The organism is Achromobacter sp. Root83 (assembly GCF_001428845.1).
Lineage (GTDB): Bacteria > Pseudomonadota > Gammaproteobacteria > Burkholderiales > Burkholderiaceae_B > Achromobacter.
In genome coordinates, this window is record NZ_LMIU01000004.1 from 1 (window position 1) to 19079 (window position 19079).

The 19079-nt window shown below is 65.2% G+C and carries 17 protein-coding genes; 6 read left to right on the top strand and 11 right to left on the bottom strand.

Annotated features, from left to right (window positions below):
- Positions 1–51: 51 nt before the first annotated feature.
- The 3 genes from ASE30_RS28880 to ASE30_RS28395 all read left to right on the top strand — a co-directional run.
- A partial coding sequence (locus tag ASE30_RS28880; protein WP_235515206.1) for an RHS repeat domain-containing protein occupies positions 52–560 on the top strand: 509 nt, incomplete at its 3' end.
- A 59-nt stretch (positions 561–619) separates the two neighbouring features.
- A complete protein-coding gene (locus tag ASE30_RS29880) occupies positions 620–1039 on the top strand; it encodes an RHS repeat-associated core domain-containing protein (RefSeq protein ID WP_369819304.1) in 420 nt (139 codons plus the stop codon).
- A gap of 24 nt (positions 1040–1063) precedes the next feature.
- The gene (locus ASE30_RS28395) at positions 1064–1495 is read left to right on the top strand and encodes a DUF4265 domain-containing protein (RefSeq protein WP_082601484.1); all 432 of its coding nucleotides are present in this window, start codon (positions 1064–1066) and stop codon (positions 1493–1495) included.
- A 341-nt stretch (positions 1496–1836) separates the two neighbouring features.
- Here the strand turns inward: ASE30_RS28395 and ASE30_RS07025 are convergent, their stop codons facing one another.
- From ASE30_RS07025 to ASE30_RS07070, 10 genes are all read right to left on the bottom strand, one after another.
- Positions 1837–2793, bottom strand: a complete 957-nt coding sequence (locus tag ASE30_RS07025; protein WP_057283590.1) for a LysR family transcriptional regulator — start codon at positions 2791–2793, stop codon at positions 1837–1839.
- Between the two features lie 99 nt (positions 2794–2892).
- Complete coding sequence (locus ASE30_RS07030) at positions 2893–3729, bottom strand: amidohydrolase family protein (RefSeq protein ID WP_057283591.1); 837 nt, start codon at positions 3727–3729, stop codon at positions 2893–2895.
- Between the two features lie 49 nt (positions 3730–3778).
- Positions 3779–4459, bottom strand: coding sequence for a fumarate hydratase C-terminal domain-containing protein (locus ASE30_RS07035; protein WP_057283592.1), 681 nt, complete (start codon positions 4457–4459; stop codon positions 3779–3781).
- Complete coding sequence (locus ASE30_RS07040; protein ID WP_057283593.1) at positions 4453–5388, bottom strand: fumarate hydratase; 936 nt, start codon at positions 5386–5388, stop codon at positions 4453–4455. Before ASE30_RS07040 ends, ASE30_RS07035 begins: the two co-directional genes overlap by 7 nt.
- A gap of 13 nt (positions 5389–5401) precedes the next feature.
- Entirely contained in the window at positions 5402–7159 is a 1758-nt protein-coding gene (locus ASE30_RS07045; protein ID WP_057283594.1) for an L-aspartate oxidase, read from the bottom strand.
- A gap of 3 nt (positions 7160–7162) precedes the next feature.
- A complete protein-coding gene (sdhC, locus tag ASE30_RS07050) occupies positions 7163–7510 on the bottom strand; it encodes a succinate dehydrogenase, cytochrome b556 subunit (RefSeq protein WP_057283595.1) in 348 nt (115 codons plus the stop codon).
- Positions 7510–7845, bottom strand: coding sequence for a succinate dehydrogenase (locus ASE30_RS07055; RefSeq protein WP_057283596.1), 336 nt, complete (start codon positions 7843–7845; stop codon positions 7510–7512). The genes sdhC and ASE30_RS07055 overlap by 1 nt, the downstream gene beginning before the upstream one ends.
- 3 nt (positions 7846–7848) lie before the next feature.
- Positions 7849–8571, bottom strand: coding sequence for a succinate dehydrogenase/fumarate reductase iron-sulfur subunit (locus ASE30_RS07060; RefSeq protein ID WP_057283597.1), 723 nt, complete (start codon positions 8569–8571; stop codon positions 7849–7851).
- A 34-nt stretch (positions 8572–8605) separates the two neighbouring features.
- The gene (locus ASE30_RS07065; RefSeq protein WP_057283598.1) at positions 8606–10231 is read right to left on the bottom strand and encodes a thiamine pyrophosphate-binding protein; all 1626 of its coding nucleotides are present in this window, start codon (positions 10229–10231) and stop codon (positions 8606–8608) included.
- Between the two features lie 183 nt (positions 10232–10414).
- Positions 10415–11323 (bottom strand): LysR family transcriptional regulator, encoded by a 909-nt coding sequence (locus tag ASE30_RS07070; RefSeq protein ID WP_057283599.1) that lies wholly within the window; start codon positions 11321–11323, stop codon positions 10415–10417.
- 218 nt (positions 11324–11541) lie between these two features.
- On the opposite strand from ASE30_RS07070, the gene ASE30_RS07075 reads away from it, so the two are divergent.
- Together ASE30_RS07075 and ASE30_RS07080 are read left to right on the top strand one after the other, a co-directional pair.
- Positions 11542–12540, top strand: coding sequence for a tripartite tricarboxylate transporter substrate binding protein (locus tag ASE30_RS07075; protein ID WP_057283600.1), 999 nt, complete (start codon positions 11542–11544; stop codon positions 12538–12540).
- A 28-nt stretch (positions 12541–12568) separates the two neighbouring features.
- Positions 12569–13591, top strand: coding sequence for a tripartite tricarboxylate transporter substrate binding protein (locus ASE30_RS07080; protein WP_057283601.1), 1023 nt, complete (start codon positions 12569–12571; stop codon positions 13589–13591).
- A 119-nt stretch (positions 13592–13710) separates the two neighbouring features.
- On the opposite strand, the gene ASE30_RS07085 is transcribed toward ASE30_RS07080, so the two are convergent.
- Entirely contained in the window at positions 13711–16314 is a 2604-nt protein-coding gene (locus ASE30_RS07085; protein ID WP_235515204.1) for a carbohydrate-binding family V/XII, read from the bottom strand.
- 420 nt (positions 16315–16734) lie between these two features.
- Here ASE30_RS07085 and ASE30_RS07090 point away from each other — a divergent pair, with 420 nt between their 5' ends.
- Entirely contained in the window at positions 16735–19017 is a 2283-nt protein-coding gene (locus ASE30_RS07090; protein WP_057283602.1) for a phage tail sheath subtilisin-like domain-containing protein, read from the top strand.
- Positions 19018–19079 lie beyond the last annotated feature (62 nt).

A 19079-nucleotide genomic window follows, 5' to 3' on the forward strand; every position in this document is an offset into this window, starting at 1 on the left:
GGCCGCCGCCTGATGAAGCAATCGGAAGCCCACTGGCAGGAACGTCCCGGCATGACGCACGCGCAGCGCCAGGAAGAGAAAGCCCGGCTGAATCGGGCTCTGGGCTGCGGGGCAACGCTGTACGGCTGGGACGGCGATACCCTGGCCTGGGAAGGCCGCGATGACCAGACGACGCACTACTTGTACGAACCGGGGAGCTTTGTGCCCCTGGCGCAGGCGATCAGCAGGAAGCCAGTGCTGCTGCATCAGCAGCCGGTTTACGCGGGCGGCTATGACGTCGATCAGGACCCGCTATGGACGACTTCGCCCGAGCCGGATGGCGTGGATGCGCTCGCGTGGTACCAGTGCGATCACCTGGGCACGCCGCAGGAACTGACCGATGCGGACGGTGAGATCGTCTGGAGCGCACAGTACAAGGCATGGGGCGTAGCGAAAGAGGCGATCTCAAGCGCGGCACGCTCCGCGGGGATACGTAATCCGATCCGATTCCAGGGGCAGTATCTGGACCATGAGACCGGACTGCATTACAACCGGCACCGGTACTATGATCCGGAGATCGGNCGCGGGGATACGTAATCCGATCCGATTCCAGGGGCAGTATCTGGACCATGAGACCGGACTGCATTACAACCGGCACCGGTACTATGATCCGGAGATCGGAAGGTTTATCGCGAAGGACCCGATCGGGTTTGCGGGCGGGTTGAATGTTTATCAGTATGCGGATAACCCGGTGGAGTGGGTTGATCCGCTGGGACTTGCAAAGAAAAGCCCTCCCGGAAGCCGTCCAGGGAGAGATTTTACTAGGGCAGGGAAAGCGGAGGTAAAGGCTGAGAACGCTTCCAAAAATAACGGACTGATGATCTGCGAGAATTGCAATACCGAGGTAATGAATGCTACCCAGCATCGTAGTGGCGTCACCCCACCAAGCAATGAGGCTCACGTGGATCACATTCAGGCCAAATCGAAAAACGGATCTGGAACGCCGGAGAACGGACAAGTTCTGTGCCGACCCTGCAATTTAGGGAAAGGAAACAAGTAAGGAGCACTCTTGACGAAAAACACTATGCAAAAGGTCTTCTTCCCCCTTTCTGTTGTGGACGGATATCCACCGGTCTCGGTAGAGAGCGTTTGGGTCAAAAGGTTACCCTCCGGAACCTATCGGATTAAGAACATTCCTTTTTATACCAAAGAAGTGAGCTTTGACGATGAGATAGACGCGAATTGCGGAGAGGACGGCGAGTTAGTGTTTGACCGTGTCGTGAAACACAGCGGCAATAGCACGATAAGAGTAATCTCTCTAAAAAAAGATTCTGAGTCGAATGTAAATATAAAGAAAGAGATCACCTCACTCGGATGTGAGTGGGAGGAATTTAGTGATAATTTCTATTCAGTAAACATTCCGTCTGGAAAAAATTTGGATGTGGTGATAGGTTTTCTAGAGTCCAAATTCAACGAAGGTTGGCTGGATTATGAATACGGCTTTCTTGGGCAATAACTCACCAATGGAGAGCTAAAAACCGCGTATTCGCGATTCCACCGCCGCAAACGTATAAACGTTGAGTACGCATGATTTCAACCGCAGCGATACCAAAGGGCGGGCATTGAGGCGACGTTGTTATCACCGATTCGTATGGCAGACTATGCCAAAAGAATATTGAATGCCGCTGGCAGCCTCATCAAAAACTCTGTTGGATCAATTCCGCCTGGATATCGCCCTGCACACCAACCAAGCGTGTTAGATGGATAGCGGACGGAGGCGTAAGACGTACTCCATGGCAGCCGCGAACCGTGTAGCCGCTTGCGCGACCAAGGAAGGGCACCCAATTCCACTTCCCCTCACGACGGAAACCTTTGCTGCAAGCCATCAAGCCGTCGCACCCTGCCCGCCTGCACCTTCCCTCTAGCCTTCACCGGCAGCGCCTTCGACGGGTTGGACACCTCTCTCAGCGCGTCCAGCAGCGCCTGCGAAAAATGCGTGCGGGGGTTGTCGCGGGGGACCAGGATGCCGAGGCGGCGCGTCAGGGGAGGATCGCCGAAGGGGATCATGCGGATCGATGCGGGAAACTCGTTCGTGACGCCGCGGGCGGGCACAACCGATACGCCGAGTCCGTTGGCCACCATGGCCACGACACCATCCAGTGAGTCGATTTCCATCGTGGATTCCACCCGCAGGCCGCGGCGGTCGATCTCGTCGTTGATGATGCGCGCCACACGCGCAAGCCGGTTGAACCGCACGTAGGGGTTGTTTTCGAGGATCTCCTGGTCGGTATCGCCGGCCGCGGACCTGTGTGCGATCACCACGAAGGGTTCGTCGAAGAACGGCGTGAATTCAAGCTCGCCGCGACAGATTTCCGGTTCGGTCACCAGCGCGACATCGATCTGGCGGTGATAGACCGCCATCTCCAATTCGTGGGTCAGGCCCACCGTCAGGCGGATCTCGATGCCCTGCCCCTGCTGCTGAAGCCGTTTAAGGGCCAATGGCAACAGTCCGGAGACCGAGGTGTGCACGGCGCCCAGTTTCAGGACGCCGCCGGCGGCTTCCCGTTTGAGGGATTCGCTCAGGCTCTCCCAATGCGCGATGAGATCTCGCGCGCGGTGTATCAGGCTCAGGCCGCTGGCCGTCAAGACGGGCGGACGGCGGCTGCGGTCGAACAGGACGATGCCCAGCTCTTCTTCCAGCGCGGCCATCTGCATGCTGACCGCGGAGAGCGACAAGCCAATCACCTTGCCGGCTTCCCCGAAACTGCCGCGGTCGGCGACCGCCACCAGGGTGTAGAGCGTCTTTACATCCATTGTCGTCCTTCGAGTAGTCAGGCTGCGGCTGACGCGCGACCGCGCCCCTGCCTGGCATTTGAAGGCTATTTTAGTCAAGCCGCAGCCCGGGCGCGTGCGTTACAGCCCGAGCAGGCGCCGGGCGTTCCCGCCCATGATCTTGCGCAGGTTGTCGGGGCGGATCGGCAGCGATTCAAACCACCGCTTGTATTCCTTGACCGGGCAGAATGGGAAGGAACTGGCATAGAGCATCCGGTCCGCCAGGAAGCCGTCGGCGGCCTTGACGTATTCCTCCCAACCGGGCATCCGCGAGAAGTACATATCGGGCGACAGGTACAGATTGGGACGGCGAAAGGCGATATGCAGAATCTCGGTGACCCAGGGCCAGCCGCCATGCGCGACCACGACGTTCAGTCTGGGAAAGTCCGCCAGCACCCGGTCCGTGCGGATGGGGTCGGAGTAGCTCAGATCGGGGCCGGCCGTGCCGCCCACCATGAGAATGATCGGAACACCGCGATCTTCGCAGTGCGCATAGATCGGATACAGCCGGCGATCGTCGGCATAGAGCGGAATCGGATAGGAACCCGGCTCGATGTTGATGAGCTTGAACCCCTGCGCCAGGGCGGCGTCGATCGTGTCGCAGGCCTGGCGGCGAGAGGTCGGGTCGATGGACGCCGCGCCGATGAAGCGTTTGCCGTGGTCATTGACCAAGGCGAGCACATCGGCGTTCGGCACACTGCCCAGCGTGCCAGCCAGGCGGCCGACCACCACGCCCTGATCCACCCCGGCTTCGTCCATTTCGCTTAGCAGCAGCGCCATGGACTGCCCCTGCGCGGCGGCGGACGGTTCGAATCCGACCGACCGGGTAAAGCCGTCGCGCCGTTCCCCGGCGGAATACATCAACGTATCGAGAAAGCCCCCCACGGGCGGTCTCAGCCTGAAATCGATCACGGTCATTGCGGATAGCTCCTCGAGGGCGGAATGGCGATGCGGCCGGCACGGCCGGCTACATCACCTCTTTTTTCCTGTTGTCGGTTTCGCCATAGCGATGCAGCGCGGGCGGTTTGAGGCCAGCGTAAAGCGCTTCGATTCCGGCATTGATCTGCTCGCCGTGCCGGGCGAAAAGCGAGTTCCCCTGCAAATCGCTTTCGACGATGAATGGGCCGAAGTTCTCGACGTCGAACATCCACATGGCTTGGGCGATGCCCAGCTCTTCAAGCCAGAACACGTCGTGCACGCGCTTGATGCCGCGACCGAGCAACGCGCCGGTGCCATAGCCTACTGTCGTCAGGTAGACGGCGCCCGCGGGCACGAACACCTTGGCGTAGTCTTCAGCGGGCATGCCGCCCTTGCCTATGACGATGCGGGTGCCGCTCATCCGGAACCAGTCCGGCATCCACTTGGAGAACCGGAAACTGGCCGTGGCGGTGACGGCGCCGACGTTGTAGCCGCCCGCCGCATCGGGCGCGGCGGCCGGCGAACAATGGAAATTGACATTGCTGAGGCTGCGCAGGTCCACGGGCAGCGGCAGCCCTTCGCCCAGCACCTTCTGGTAGACGCCTTCGCGAGCGGTATAGACCATGCCCGTCAGGTACACGATGGCGCCGATTTCCAGCCTGGCGATGTCTTCGGGCGTCGCCGGCAGATTCAGGTGAAAAATCTTCAGGTCATTCGGTTCGTCTACCATTCGACTGTCTCCCGGCGCGTGTAGGGGGTGAACCACTGCGGGTCGGTACGGTATTCGATAGACCCGTCGGCATGGATCCGCGCGGTGGCGCGGCGTGAGGAAAGGCAGAACGTATGCATGCTGACTGGCATGCCGCCCGTGTGCGTATGCCCCACCTCGATGTGGCAATCGACCACCATCGACGTGCCGACGAATCCCATCGCGCCCATGCCGATCGAGTTACCCAGCTTTTTCAGTTCGAGTTCCAGTTCCGCGATCTTCGGATCGGGATTGCGGTCGCCCACCGTACGCAAACAGGCCGCCTGCTTGCCGAGCTGCATGCAGGTGTCCTTGGACCCGCCAATACCGATGCCCACGATGGCCGGCTGGCAGGCCAGGCCGCGTTTGCCGAAGGCGATCAAGGTATCCAGGACAAAGCGCTTGATGCCGTCGATCCCGTCGCCCGGAAACAGCATGCGGTAGTCGGTGCCGAACAGGCCGCCCTTGTGGACGGTGGTGACGTCGATCCAGTCGGCATCCGGCTCGAAGGTCCATTCGACTTCGGGCGCGTTGATGCCGACATTGTTGTTGTTGTCGGTGCGCCATAGCGGATGGACGCGGTTCGGCCGCAGCGGCACGTCGATGGTCGCCTGCGCCGTGGCGGCGCGCAGCGCGCGCTCAAGGCCGACAAAGCCGGTTTCGACGCTGGCGTTGTTGCCCACCTTTACGTAGTAGCGCGGCAGTCCGGTGTCGGCGCACATCGGGCGGCGGTCGGCGTCGGCTGCCTCCCAGTTGTCCACCATGGCATGCAGCACAAAGCGCGGCAACTGGCCGGTTTCCGTTTTCTGCAGGTTCTGGATACCGCTGCGGTAGTCCTCGGGAATCTCGATGGCCGCGCGCGTCATGATTTCCAGCGCGGCTTCTTCGATGCGATTGATGGCGATTGTCATCGACGGCTCCTTTTCAAGCGGTGGCCATGGGCGGGGCGCCCGCCTCATCGGCGATCAGCGATTGCCCGGGCCGCACGATATCGAACGACACCGGAATCATCTCCAGATGCAGCGCGCCGCTGTCGTCCCCGGCCCGGACCTGCGTGTAGCAACTGGCGTGCAGATCGCTGGTCTGGGGGAAATCCTCGCGAAAGTGCGCGCCTCGGCTGTCCTCGCGCGCCAGGGCGGCCGTGGCGATGACGCGTGAGATGGTGGTGAGGCTGTCCAGGTTCAGCCAGTCATGCCAGCTCAGGTTGAAGCCCCGTTGCCCGTCCTGCACGCCGGTGGCGTCCAGCTCGGCGCGATGCGCTGCCAGCGTGTCCAGGCCGCGTTCGATGCCCGCGCGCGTGCGCAGCACGCCCACATCGTTCCACATCGTCTTTGAAAGGGCTTCGCGCTGATCCAGCAATATTCCGCTGGGGCGCGAGAATGGAAATTCGGCCCGCGCCACGCCCGCGTCGATCACGCGCTCGTCCGGGTCGCGCCAGACGCCATCGCCACGCCGGATGTAGGCCACCATGGAATCGCCGGCGATGCCGCCGAAAACGGTGGAATTGGCCACGCCGTTGCCGCCCAGGCGATTCGCGCCATGCACGCCGCCGCAGTCCTCGCCCGCCGCGAACAAGCCTGGCGAGGCCGTCGAGCAATCCACCTCGAACTCCACGCCGCCCATCAGATAATGCGCCGTGGGCACGACCTCGACGCGGCCGCCGGCCAGATCAAAGCCGCAATCGGCGCAACGGTTCACCATGCCCGGGAAGGACTTGCGGACCTTCTCGGGCCCCAGATGGTTCATCTGGATGTACACGCCGCCCATCGGGCTGGTCCGTCCCGCGCGCATCTCGGCATAGATGCCGCGGCTGACCACGTCGCGCGTGGCGCGTTCGCCGTGCGCGTCGTAATTCAGCATGAAGCGGTCGCCCGCGCCGTTGAGCAGATAGCCGCCGGCGCCGCGCAGGCCTTCTTCGAGCACCGTGCCGGTCATGCGCGTATCGGGACCGCCCAGCAGGCCCGTGGGGTGGAATTGCACCATTTCCATGTCGCGCAGCTTCAATCCGTAGCGCAAGGCCATCGCCAGGCCGTCACAGGTCTTTTCGCCGGACGGCGTGTGATAGAGAAACATGGTGGGTCCGGCGCCCGTGGCCAGCAGCACGGCCTTGGCCTGCACGAACCGGTAGGCTCCGGTGCGGATATCGATGAACAGCACGCCAGCTATGCCCGAGCCATCGCGGGCGGGCACCAGCTCGATCGCCCGGTGGTCTTCCATGGCGCGCGCGCCCGCGCCGCGCACCTGCTCCATCAGGCGGTTGATGATCTCGATGCCGGTCAGGTCCGATTTGTGGACCGTGCGGTCAAAGCTCTGCCCGGCGAACGCCTTCTGGTGCAAGGTGCCATCGGGATTGCGGTCGAAGAAGCAGCCCAGTTCATTTTCCAGTTCCTGGACGCGCTCGATGGCGCCCTCGACCAGGCGCCACGCCAGGTCCTGGCGCGGCAGCCATTTACCCCCGGCGATCGTGTCCATGAAGTGCCGCTCGACCGAGTCGCCGGCCGACAGCGCCACGTTGTAGCCGCCCTGGACCATGCGCGTGCAGCCGCTTTTTCCCATCAGCCCCTTCACGGTGACCATGACTTCAAGCGAGGGATCGGCCTGCTTGGCGTGCAGCGCCGCGAACAGGCCTGCGCCGCCCGAACCCAGGATGAGGATGTCGGTTTTTATCCGCTCGATCTGCATGGTTCAGACCACTCCTGTCAGAAACACAGCCCCGACGACGACGGAGATCGCCGCGCCCCAACTGATCCATCCCAACCGCGCATCGCGCAACGAAGGCCAGGGAAGAAACTCCAGCACCAGCAACCGGATGCCGAAGCAGAAATGCACGCTGAGCAGCAGGACCAGCCCCCATTCGGCGAACTTCACGAGCGGAAGTTCGGCGAACTTGAGAAATCCGTCCAGCTTGGCGCTGCCCTCCAGCGCCAGGCCCAGCGCCAGAAAGTGGAACGGCAGGAACAGGGCAAGCAGCAAGCCCGAGACGCGGTGGCCAATGAACGCCCAATAGCCTTTATGGTTTCTGACGGCTTTCATCACGACGCAAGTCCTCCCACGGCAATGACGGCGCGCACGCCCAGGACCAGCACCACCAGCGCGAACACCAGGCTGATGCCATTGGCCGCGCGGCGGCTGGCGCGGCACCACTCGATCAGGATGTTGCGCACGCCTATCGGCGCGTGTATCGCCACGCACGCGACAAAGGCCATGTAGAACAGGATCCACATCCAGTTCCCCTGCGTGCGGCCCAGAATGTCGGAAGCCGTCAGGCCGCCGCGCACGGCATAGAGAATCAGCCCCAGATGCACCAGCACGAATGGCGCCATGAACATCGCGGTAAGGCGCTGCAGCGCGAACAGAGTTCTGTCCATGGCCTACCCCCCCTTCAACACCTGCAGGACCGCGCGGCGTTTCAGGCCGGCGATGCTGCCTGTCGGGCTCAGGCCGACGGGACAGTGCGTCATGCAACTGCCTTGCGTATGGCAGGAGTTGCAGCCGCCGTCCGCGGTGGCTTTGCGGATGACGTCGGCGATATTGGCATGGCGCTCGTCGTTCACCAGCGTCCAGGCGCGGTTCAACGCGGCCGGCCCAAGATAGTTCTTGTCCCATTCGACGACATCGCATGCGGCGTAGCACACGCCGCAATTGATGCACTCGATGGCGGCATCCGCCTGCTTGCGCTTGCGGCTGGCGGGATCCACCCGCGCGGGCGCATCGGCGCGCGTGGCGGTGCCGACATAGCGGCCGCCCGCCTTGTCCCACTTCTGAAAGAACTCGGTCATGTCGACCACCAGGTCCTTGACGCGCGGCATGTTCCTCATGGGCTCGATGACAATGACGCCGTCCTTCGCGACGCGGCTGACGTGCGTGCGGCAAGTCCAGCGCGGCTTGCCGTTGACGGTCATCGCACAGGAACCGCAAACGCCGACCCGGCATGAAAAGCGGTAGGCCAGCGTGGGTTCCAGGCGGCGCTGGATTTCTGTGACGACGTCAAGCACGGTCTGGTTCTCGCGCGCCGGCACCGTGTAGGTGACGTATTCTCCTGATGCTCCGCCCCGGAAGATCCTGACGGTCAGGGTGCTTTGATCTGCTTGCATGGCTGCCTCTGCTGATTGCGTGGTGAGCCGGGCATCAATGGGAGGACGCGCCGGGGGTTCCGTCCGTGCTGAAGAGCGGAGCCGGGCGGCCATCCAGTTCGACGTTGATGCACGCGGGCCGCTTGCTCTGGACCGCGCCTGACAAGGCGGGGTCGAGGTCCACCGCCCGAAGGACCTGCGCACCGAAAGCCCCGAAGGCCTGGGCGGCCGCGTCATAGCGGGCGCTGGGGCTCAGCGTGCAGCCAATCAGGCGGTCCGGCCCGTACTCGCGCATCTGGATGACGTGTTCGGCGTTCCAGCGGTAGTCGTTGCCGATCACGGCAAGGAACGGAGCGTTCTCCCGGACCGCGGTATCGAACTCGGTGAAATGGAACCCCGCGGTGCCATCGCCCATCAGCAGGACGACCGTTGCATTGGGGCGCGCGATCTTCGCGGCGATTGCGTGGCAGATGCCGCCGCCTATGGCCCCCGACATGCCGTTGATGACGCGCGTGCGGGCCGTGCAATACGCTTGCGCCCACTGGCCGAATTCACCGCCGTCGCAAACGAGAATGGGGTCTTCCGCCAGGTCCAGCACGCGTTGGACCGCGTCGCACAGCAGGCGGGGGCTGATTTTTTCCGATTCAGCTTCGGGTGGACCACGCAACGCACAGCTCTGTTCAACGGCGGCGTTCCAATCTTCTCGAGGGGTGTTCCATTGCCCGGCGGCAAGCGCTTGCAAGGTTTCATCGGCGTCGGCGCACACGGCGGCCGCGATGCGCGCGCCCAGCAATCGTTGCGCGCGTTCAAGCATGGCCGGATCCGGATCGACAACCACGACCTTCGCATCCGGATGCCAGGAGGGCTGCCGGCCAAAGTCCAGCGTGAAGTCGATGATCTTGCCGGCCAAGAAGATCAGGTCCGCCTTCCCCAGGCTTTCGGCAAACGCTCCCAACGAGGGATCGCGCAGGCCACGGGGACTTTCCATCGGAACGACCGGCGCGCCGGTGGATCGGGTGAAGCGCTCCAGCAGCGAGAACGCGCGGCTCCGGTTGTTGGCCGGGCCCACCAGCACCAGCGGCCGGGCGGACGCGGCGAGCAGGCTGCCGATCCGATCGACGCTCTTGGCGTCAGGCTTGGCGCGGCGGCGTTCGGCGCACGCGGCGCCCGGCGAGTCCGGTTCGACGTTTTGCGTCAGCAGATCGAATGGCAACGCCAGGTGCACGGGACCAGGGCGGCCAGACAGCGCTTCCGAGATGGCCCACGCGACGTCCCGTCCCAGCTCGCCCGCGGCCGCCGTGCGCCTGGCGTGCTTGACGAGCGCCTGGGTGATCTGTGTTTGCGCCAGCTCCTGAAAGGCCCCCATGCCGTCGGCCTTCAATGGCGAATCGCCGGACAGCAGCAGCACGGGGCTTTCCGCCATCCGCGCCGAATACAGCGGGGCCAAGCCATTTGTCAGGCCCGGCGCCGCGGTCAGAAGCGCCACGCCAACCTGCCCCGTGATCTGCGCCCAGGCATCGGCCATGTGTACCGCGGCGGCCTCGTGGCGCACGTGAATGATGCGGATGCCGGCGTCGATGCATGCGTCGTAGATCGGCATGATCTGATTGCCGGAAAGGCTGAAGATGGTCTTTACGCCGGCATTGACCAGTGATTGCGTGACTAGCGCTGCTCCTGACATGTCTTCTCCTGTCCTGGCTCTTGCCTGGCGCGCCGCCCTGAGGCGGCCAATGAAATCCCTGGCGGGTCTCCCTGCCCTTCGACGAAAGTTTATTTATTCTTCTGATTTGAATCAATCTTTATTTTCTTCAATTTATTTGAATATAAAGAACGTGACTGTGCGCGCGTCGGCCGTCCAATGGCGTCACGCCTCGGCGCTGTCCCGCCGCCCGCCTTGCGCGAAGTAGTGCTTGATGGCTTCCGTGAAGCGCATGCGCCGATGCTGCCTGCGTTCCATCAAGCCGACTCGGCGCGCGACATCGATGTTCTTGAAGTCCAGCACGCGCAGCGACTGGTCGTGTTCCCAGGCCACGTTGGCCAGTTTCGGCACGATGGATACACCCAGGCCCTGCCGGACCAGTTCAATAATCGTTTCCACCGAGTTCAATTCCATGCTCTCTTGCGTGCGCACGCCGCTGCGCCGGATGACTTCCTCGACCAGCAGGCCCGTCCACGCATTGTGATCGAAGCGCAGGAAGGGCGCAGTCCGCAGGATGTGAATGGGGTCGGAGCCGGACGCCAGCACGAAGTGCGGACGCTGGGGCACGATGAGCACCATGGGCTCGCTGTACAAGGGCGTCCAGACCAGACCGCTCGGGACGGCGCGGGGCGGCTGGGCGATGGCGGCGGCGTCCAGCTCTCCGGTTTCGACGCGATGCGTGAAATCGCTGGAGAGTCCGGCCAGCAGGCGAACGTCCAGCCGTGGATGCTGCTGCTTGATGGTCCACAGGGCGTCCGAGAATCCGCCCATCAGCGCCGACACCAGCGCCCCCATGACCACCGTGCCATGCAGGCCGGGAAGTTCCGCTGCGGCGGGCAAGGCCTCGTAGCGGCCCACGATTTCCTCTATTTCCGGCAGCATGCTGCGCCCCGTGGGGCTCAGCGTCGCCGAGCGCGCGCCGCGCTCTATGAGGCTACATCGCAGATCCTCTTCGAGGCTGCGTATCTGCAGGCCGACCGCCGCCGGGGTCAACCCGATGTGCTTGGCCGCGGCCGCGAAGGTGCCATAGCGCGAGACAGCGAGAAAGGTCTTCAACGTGCGGATCGATGGCATCGCGGACTCGGCTATTTGATAAAGAAAATCTTTATCCTCACGCGAAAATTACTAGCTTTCTATCTCCCATTCAATCGCCAATACTGTGTGGCGACCTGCGTGACGCCATGTCATGCGCGTGTTGATCGTCGCCTGCGCGAGCATGCGTCAGCGCTCCAGGCGGCATCGATGTTGTCCATAGAGACGACACCCAGTTGTATCCACGAAAGGAGACAGAAATGGGGTTATTCGCTGGCAAGCATCATTGGCCGCGCACCGCCGCGTCAGCACTGGCGGCGCTTGCGTTCTGTACGGCCGCAGGGACCGCCCGCGCCGCGGCCGATTGGCCCGACAGGCCGGTGCGCATCGTGGTCCCGTTCGCGGCGGGAGGCGCGACCGATGTCATTGCGCGCGCGCTGGGTCAGCGTCTGGGCACGCTCTGGAAGCAGGCCGTCGTGGTGGAGAATCGCACCGGCGCGGGCGGCATGGTGGGCGCGGAGATCGTGGCCAAGTCCCCGGCCGATGGCTACACGCTGCTGATGGCTTCCGGCAGCATGTTCACGGTCAACCCGCACATCTACAAGAACCTCTCCTACGGCGCCAAGGACTTCAGCATGATCACCAAAGTGGCGACCGGTCCGATGGTCGTCGTGGTCAATCCCAGCGTGCCCGCGCACGACATGGCCGAGCTGATCGCCTATGCAAAAACCCACCCCAACCAGCTCAACTTCGGTTCGGCGGGCATCGGCAGCCAGGTGCACATGGCGGGCGAGGCGCTGGCCGACAAGGCCGGAATCGAGCTCGTGCATGTTCCCTACAAAGGCGAGGCCCTGGCCTACGCGGACCTGATGGCCGGCCACGTGCAACTGGCGGTGGGCAACATCGCGGGCGTGACACCGCTGATCGCGAACGGCAAGGTGCGGGCGCTGGCCGTGACAAGCGGGCACCGATCGCCCATGCTGCCGGACGTCCCCACCAGCAGCGAATCCGGCATGCCGGGATTCGAGATGGTCGGATGGTTCGCGTTGATGGCGCCCGCGGGCGTGCCGCCTCAGTTGATCAGCAAGATGCACAACGATGTCGCGCTGGCGCTGGCCGATGAGCAGACCAAGGCCGTCCTGAGCGCGCAGGGCATGAGCGCCACGGTGACCACGTCCGCGCAATTGACCGAGGCCATCGTGACGGAGTCGGAAACTTGGTCCAAGGTCGTGGCGCGCCGCCACCTGAAGGCAAACTGAGCCGGCCTTGTCCCGGGGGAGTATCGCCATGACGAATAAGAAGATTCGACGCGATGGCATCGCATGGATCGCCGCGCGCGCCGGCTGCGCCGCATTGGTGGCGGCGGCCGCCTGTTGGAGTGCCGGCGCGCATGCCGCCGACAAATATCCGGATCGCCCGATCACGCTGATCGTGCCGTTCAGCGCGGGCGGCGACGCCGATCTGGCCGCGAGAAACCTGGCGGCAAGCATGCGCGGGGACCTGGACGCGGCGCTGGTCGTGGCGAACAAGTCCGGCGCGAACGGCGCCATCGGTTCGAAGTTCGTGCGCGACGCGGCGCCCGACGGCTATACCCTGCTGCTTGGGCGAGTGGGATCGCAGGCGATTCTGCCCGCGCTGTACGCGGACCTCTCGTACAAATGGGATGACTTCACCTTCATCGGTGTTCTTGAACTCAACCCCATGGTCTGCGTCGTCAATGCAAAGTCGCCGTACCGCAAACTGGACGATCTGCTCGCCGCCATCAAGGCCAATCCGGGTGAACTCAACTACAGCACCTCGGGGCCGGCGACCGTGCTCAATCTGGCCAGCCAGGCCCTGTTGGCATCGGCCCGTCTGCCCAAGACCGCCGCCGTGCCGGTCGCCTATAAAGGGGGGAGCGAAGCGACGACCGCCGTGTTGTCGGGCGAAGTGGATTTCACCTGCAACAACCTCACTTCGCTGTTGGGCCATATCAAGGGCGACAAGCTGCGCGTGCTGGTGACCACGTCTCCCACACGGCTGAAGGACCTGCCGGATGCGCCCACCGCAAGCGAACTCGGCCATCCAAAACTGGAGGCGGTCAGCGGCTGGAGCGCGCTGCTGGGTCCGCCCGGCATGAACAAGGACCTGGTGGAAAAATGGGCGGGCCTGCTGCGCCAGGTAAATCAGAATACGCAGTGGCGCACCGCTGTGGAAACACTCGGTTCAGTGCCTCACATCGTGGAACCCAAGGCCACGGCCGCCTTCGTGCAGGCCCAAGTGGGGCTGTACGGAGACCTGGGACGGTCCCTGGAAATCCAAATCAAATAGAGGCGGTCGCGAGCCACTACCGAGTCCGGCCAGTCGATGGCGCAGCGTGCTGTGGGGCGCCGGCTCGTCCGGATGGCCGCAGCCGGCGTGGTGCCGGCTGCCGTCGGCCGGCGGGCCGATCAACGGCGGAAACCACCGCCCCGAAATCCGCCAAAGCCGCCGCCGCCAAAGCTGCGGCCGCCCATGCCCCGATCTTGCCAGCCGCCACCCTCGCCCATGCCACGATCCTGCCAGCCGCCGCGCTCCGCCTCGCCCATGCCGCGATCCTGCCAGCCGCCGCCGTCCCAACCGCCCGTGCGCTGCGCCGAATAATCGCGCGCCTGACGCTGGGAGTTCAGGTAGTTACCGTTAGAATGCGCGCCGGACTGAACCGATTGCCAGCCCGAGGAAGTGTGCTGCTGCCAGCCGCTATCGTTGTGTTCGTAGACATTGCCGTTGTGGTCGGCATACACGTTGCCGTTGTTCCAGGCCATGCCGCTATCCGTGTTGCGGTTGTAGGTGGCGCCGCGCCGGTCCACGCTGTCCGCGCCCTGCCCCGCCGTGCCGGTCGCCGTGGCGGAAGACATGGTGGTTCTTCCCGTATTCGGATTCGTGCGCACGTCCTGCCGGCCCGCGGCCCATTGGCCGTCGTTGTTTTCGACGGCGCCCGCGCGGTCCGCGCCCGACGCGCCCGTGACCGGGTTCGTGTAGGCGTCCCGCCGACCGGCGGCGGCGTTGCCCGTGTATTCGTTGTAGGCCGCGCCGCGCGTGCCCTCGAATGCCGCGCCCGTCTGGGGGTTGTAGCCCTCGGCGTGGGCACCCCGCCATTCGGTGCCCGTCCAGCCGTTCCACCCGGCCGCATGCGTGACCACGCCGGACCCGCCCCAGGCGCCATAGACGTCCACATGGTTCACGTCGACGCCGCCCCAGTAGGGCGCGCCCCTATAAGGCCCCCAGTAAGGCGCCGCGCCGCCCCAGGTTTCCGCCGCGGCGAACCCGAAGGCGAAGCCGGCCGCGGAATTGAAGGCAGCGTCGTAGCCATAGCTGGGCGGATAGCCGACCCAGGCATCCTGCACGATCACCGGCGGATAGGCGTAGCCCGTGCCGTAGACGACGGTGCCGTCCGGCGCCACCACCACGCCCATGTATCCGGGGGAATAGCCGAACACGACGCTCTGCGGGGTTGAGCCATAGACCTGCACGTAGGTCACGTAATGCAATGGCGAGTTGGCGGGAATGGTGTAGATGGCGGTGGGCACGTGGTCCGCCACGCGCCAGGGGCCGGTCGGCGAGTCGGATACGAACCAGACGGCCCGCGACAGGGCGTAGTAGCGGCCCTCGGCCTGAATCACGGGCACCTGCGAATTGGCCGCGTAGTGCAGCGCCGTGCCTTCGATGGGCCGCAGCATCGGCGAGCCGCCAGCGTATTCGACCTTCAGTGCCGCGCCCGCGCGCGACACCGTCGCGGTCTGCGGAATCGTCGAGGCGATGACCGCCTCTTTGGCCTGCGGCGTGCCGGGCACCGACACCAGCACCCCCGCCTGCGGATCCTGGGGCGAAATGCGCGAGAAGTCACGCGGCAGCGCCTTGCCGGACACATACGACCAGGGGCCTTCGAGGCTGGCGCCGCGGAACCAGCGGCCGGACACCAGCAGGTAGTAGCGGTTGTCGCCCGGGTTCATGAACACGGCGTGATCGGCGTTGGACACCGACAGCAGCGCGGTACCCGGCACCGGCCGCAGCTCGGCCTGGCCGACGGTGATCAACAGTTCGGCCGGAACGGTGGACACTTCGATGGCCGGCGCGCGCTGCGGCGGCTTGGCGCCATGCGGCATCAAGGGATCGGGCGCGGCCTGGCGGCGCGCGGCGTCGGCTGCGGCAAGCAGCGCGGACGAAGGCTGCGCAAGAAATTTCCACGGCCCTTCCACGCCACCCGCCTCGTACCAATGGCCCGCCGCCTGCAGGTAGTGGCGCCCGCCGGTGTCGCCCAGTATCAGCGCGCGCGTATTGACCACGCGGCGCCAGCCCCGGGCCTCGGGCAGCTCGGCCCAGGCAGGCGGTCCATCCACCAGCACCAGAACGGTCGGCACGGTCCGGTAGACGATGCGTGGCGGCGTATTGTTCACGGCCACGGCCTTCGTGGCGAGATGATCCTGGGACAGCGTATAGCTGAGTTGCAGCGCATCAAGCCGCGTGACCATGCCCGTGGCGGGCAGGCGGGCTTCCAGCAGGCCGCGCAGCTTGGCGGCCTCTTGCGGCGCCGTGGGCACCTGCACGCGTTCGACCCGGATGTCCGACAGATGCACCAGCCCGGCCGGTTTGTTGACCTCGGCCCGGGCGGAAAAATCCGCCACGCCGTAGGTGGGGCTGCCCTTGGCCGGACCGACCGCCACCGCCATGCGGCCGGTGATGCGATCCGCCGTCCAGGTGTCGATCTGCGGCTGGTAGAGCTCCACGCGCGTGCCGTCCGGCGCGTTGAAGCTGCGGGGCCATTGCAGCGCGCGCGCGGCGTCGGCCTGGGGATCCCCGGCCTGGTCCTGCGTGGCCATCGCGGTTTGCGCGGAGGGCTGGTTCTGGTTCTGGGCCTGAGCATGCGCCAGCGCGCCGGCCAGCGCTAGGCTGGTGCCGGCAGCCAGCCCGGCCACGGCGCGCGCCAGGCGCGTGCGGCGCCCGGGAGCACCCGCACAGGCTGGGAAGCTGGAAGACCAGGCATGCAAACGCCGCAATCGGTACAGGCAAACCATTTCACACTCCTTGGGGGCTACAGGGCCATGGCCTCAACCAGCAAGCCGCAGCGATCCGCCATCCGGAGGATTCCGAGGCAGCGTCGCTAGGGGTTATACGCCAGCCCGGCGGACTGTTCAATCGTTGGGACGCCTTAAGCTGACCTCAGCCTGAATAAGAAACAGAACGTTAACGCGGCGGAAAAGCTATTGATCGCTTTTTGCAGACCTTCTATAACTTCTTCTCACCAGGGCTGCTGCTTTTGCCCGATTGCCTTTCCGCTGCAATCCAACTAGAAGCGGCGCAACGCCCGCCACACATCGCGCAGCCTCGCGCGTTTCGCCAGTTGCCCCGGCCCAGGCCCGCGGCGCTCTGGCGGCTCTCTAAGACTCTCCTACGGCAAGAACACTTCATCAAGAAGTCGTGTAAAGGAGCAGCTCATGGCCCTTACCCTGTCCCATCCCGGGGTTTATATCCAGGAAGTTCCCAGCGGCGTGCGCACCATCGCCGGCGTCTCGACCTCAGTCGCGGCGTTCCTGGGAGCGGCCCCCCGCGGCCCCGTCAACAAGGCGGTCCGGATCTTCAGCTTTTCCGATTACGAGCGCGCTTTCGGCGGACTGTCCGACGACTCCGAACTTGGCTACGCGGTGCGCCAGTTCTTCATGAACGGCGGCACCGACGCCTGGGTCGTGCGGGTGGTCAAGGAAGCCTCCCCCGCGCAGCGCACATTGCGCAGCGCAACGGCCGTGGACGTGCTGACGGTCACGGCGCTGGACCCCGGCGTGTCGGGCAACAGCATCCAGGTCCGCGTGGATCACGCGACCGCCGTGCCGTCCAGCACCTTCAATATCCAGTTCATCCGCGCCAGCGACGGGCGGGCCGAGAGCTACACCAATGTGTCGATGAACGCCAAGGACGCGCGTTACCTCCTGGGCCTGACGCAGGGCGTCTCGCAACTGGTGAAGCTGGAACGGCCACTGTCGCAGGGCGCGCTGGATGCGCTGCCCGCCGGCACCAGCGTCAGCGGAACGCTGGGCGATGTGCAGACGCTGCTGGATGCCACGCACACCGACTTTCGCGTGGCCGTCAACGGGCTGGATCCCGTCGGCGTCAGCATCGCGCTGCCCGCCGACATCTCGGGCGGCACGCCGACGCAGCGGCTGACGTCCCTGAGCGCCGCGATCCAGGCCAAGGTTCGGGCGCAGGCCACGGGCCGGCCCGCGCTGGCCAACTTCACGGCGGCGCGCAATGGCAACACCATCGTGCTCACGTCGGGCACGGGCGGCGAAAGCGCCAGCGTGCGCGTGCTGCCCGGCGCGCGCAACAACGCGGCCGGCGTGCTGCTGCTGGGATCGCTGGCGGGCGGCATCGAGACCGACGGGGCGGCCATCATCCGCCCCGCGCCGACGCCCGACTCCGCCACGCTGACCAGCGATGCATTCGGCGCAACCGACCTGGACGCGCTGCCGGATGCGACGCACACCAGCCTGCGCATCACGCTGGACGGGCTGGGTCCGGACCTGGTCGGCTTGGGCGATGCGGTGGCTGCCGGCGGCTCGCCCGCCGCCAAGCTCGAGGACGTGGCGGCGCGCCTGCAGGCCGCCGTGCGGGCGCTGCGGCCCGGCACGCCGGCTTATCGCGACTTCACCGCCCGCGCGCAAGGCAGCAATCTGGTGTTGGCAAGCGGCACGCGCGGCCAGGGCTCCACGATCGCCGTGGCGGCGGCGCCGGCCAATGACCTGGCCGGTTCGCTGCATCTGCTGGCGGGCGCCGTGGCGTCGCCGCCGCCGGTCGACGCCGTGCTCGAAGGCGGCACGGAAACCGCCTACGGGCCGGACGACGTCTATGCCGCGTTCATCGGCAACCGCGCGCAGCGCCAGGGCCTGTATGCGCTGGAAGACGCGGATCTCTTCAATCTGCTGTGCCTGCCGGCCATCACGCACAGCGGCGTGCTGGCCGATGCGGTGTCCTATTGCGAAGAGCGGCGCGCCTTCATGATCGTCGACGCGCCGCCCACGGCCGTCGATCCCGCGACGATGGTGGCCGTGGCCACGGGCACGGCGCTGCCCAAGTCCGATCACGCGGCGGTGTACTACCCGTGGATGCACGTGTCCGATCCGCTCAAGAACGGCAAGCCGCGCCTGGCGCCGCCTTGCGGCACGGTCGCGGGCCTGTATGCGCGCATCGACGGCAATCGCGGCGTGTGGAAGGCGCCGGCCGGCACCGATGCCAACCTGACCGGCGTCGTATCGCTGGCCGCCACGCTCACCGATGGCGAGAACGGCAGCCTGAACCCGCTGGGCGTCAATTGCCTGCGCACATTCCCGGTCTACGGAGCGGTGAGCTGGGGCGCCCGGACGCTGCGGGGAGCCGACCAGCTCACATCGGAATACAAGTATGTCCCGGTGCGCCGGCTTGCGCTCTACCTGGAAGAATCGCTGTACCGCGGCACGCAATGGGTGGTGTTCGAGCCCAACGACGAACCGCTCTGGGCGCAGATACGGCTGAACATCGGCGCGTTCATGAACACCCTGTTCCGGCAGGGCGCGTTCCAGGGCAGTTCGCCGCGCGAGGCCTATCTGGTCAAGTGCGACCGGGAGACCACCACGCAGGACGATATCAACCGGGGCGTGGTCAACATCCTGGTGGGATTTGCGCCCCTCAAGCCCGCCGAGTTCGTCGTCATCAGCATCCAGCAACTGGCCGGCCAGATACAGGCTTGAGCCCGGCGCCGGACGCGGACCGCATGCGGTCCGCGCCGCGCCGACCACGGTTACCAGGAGAT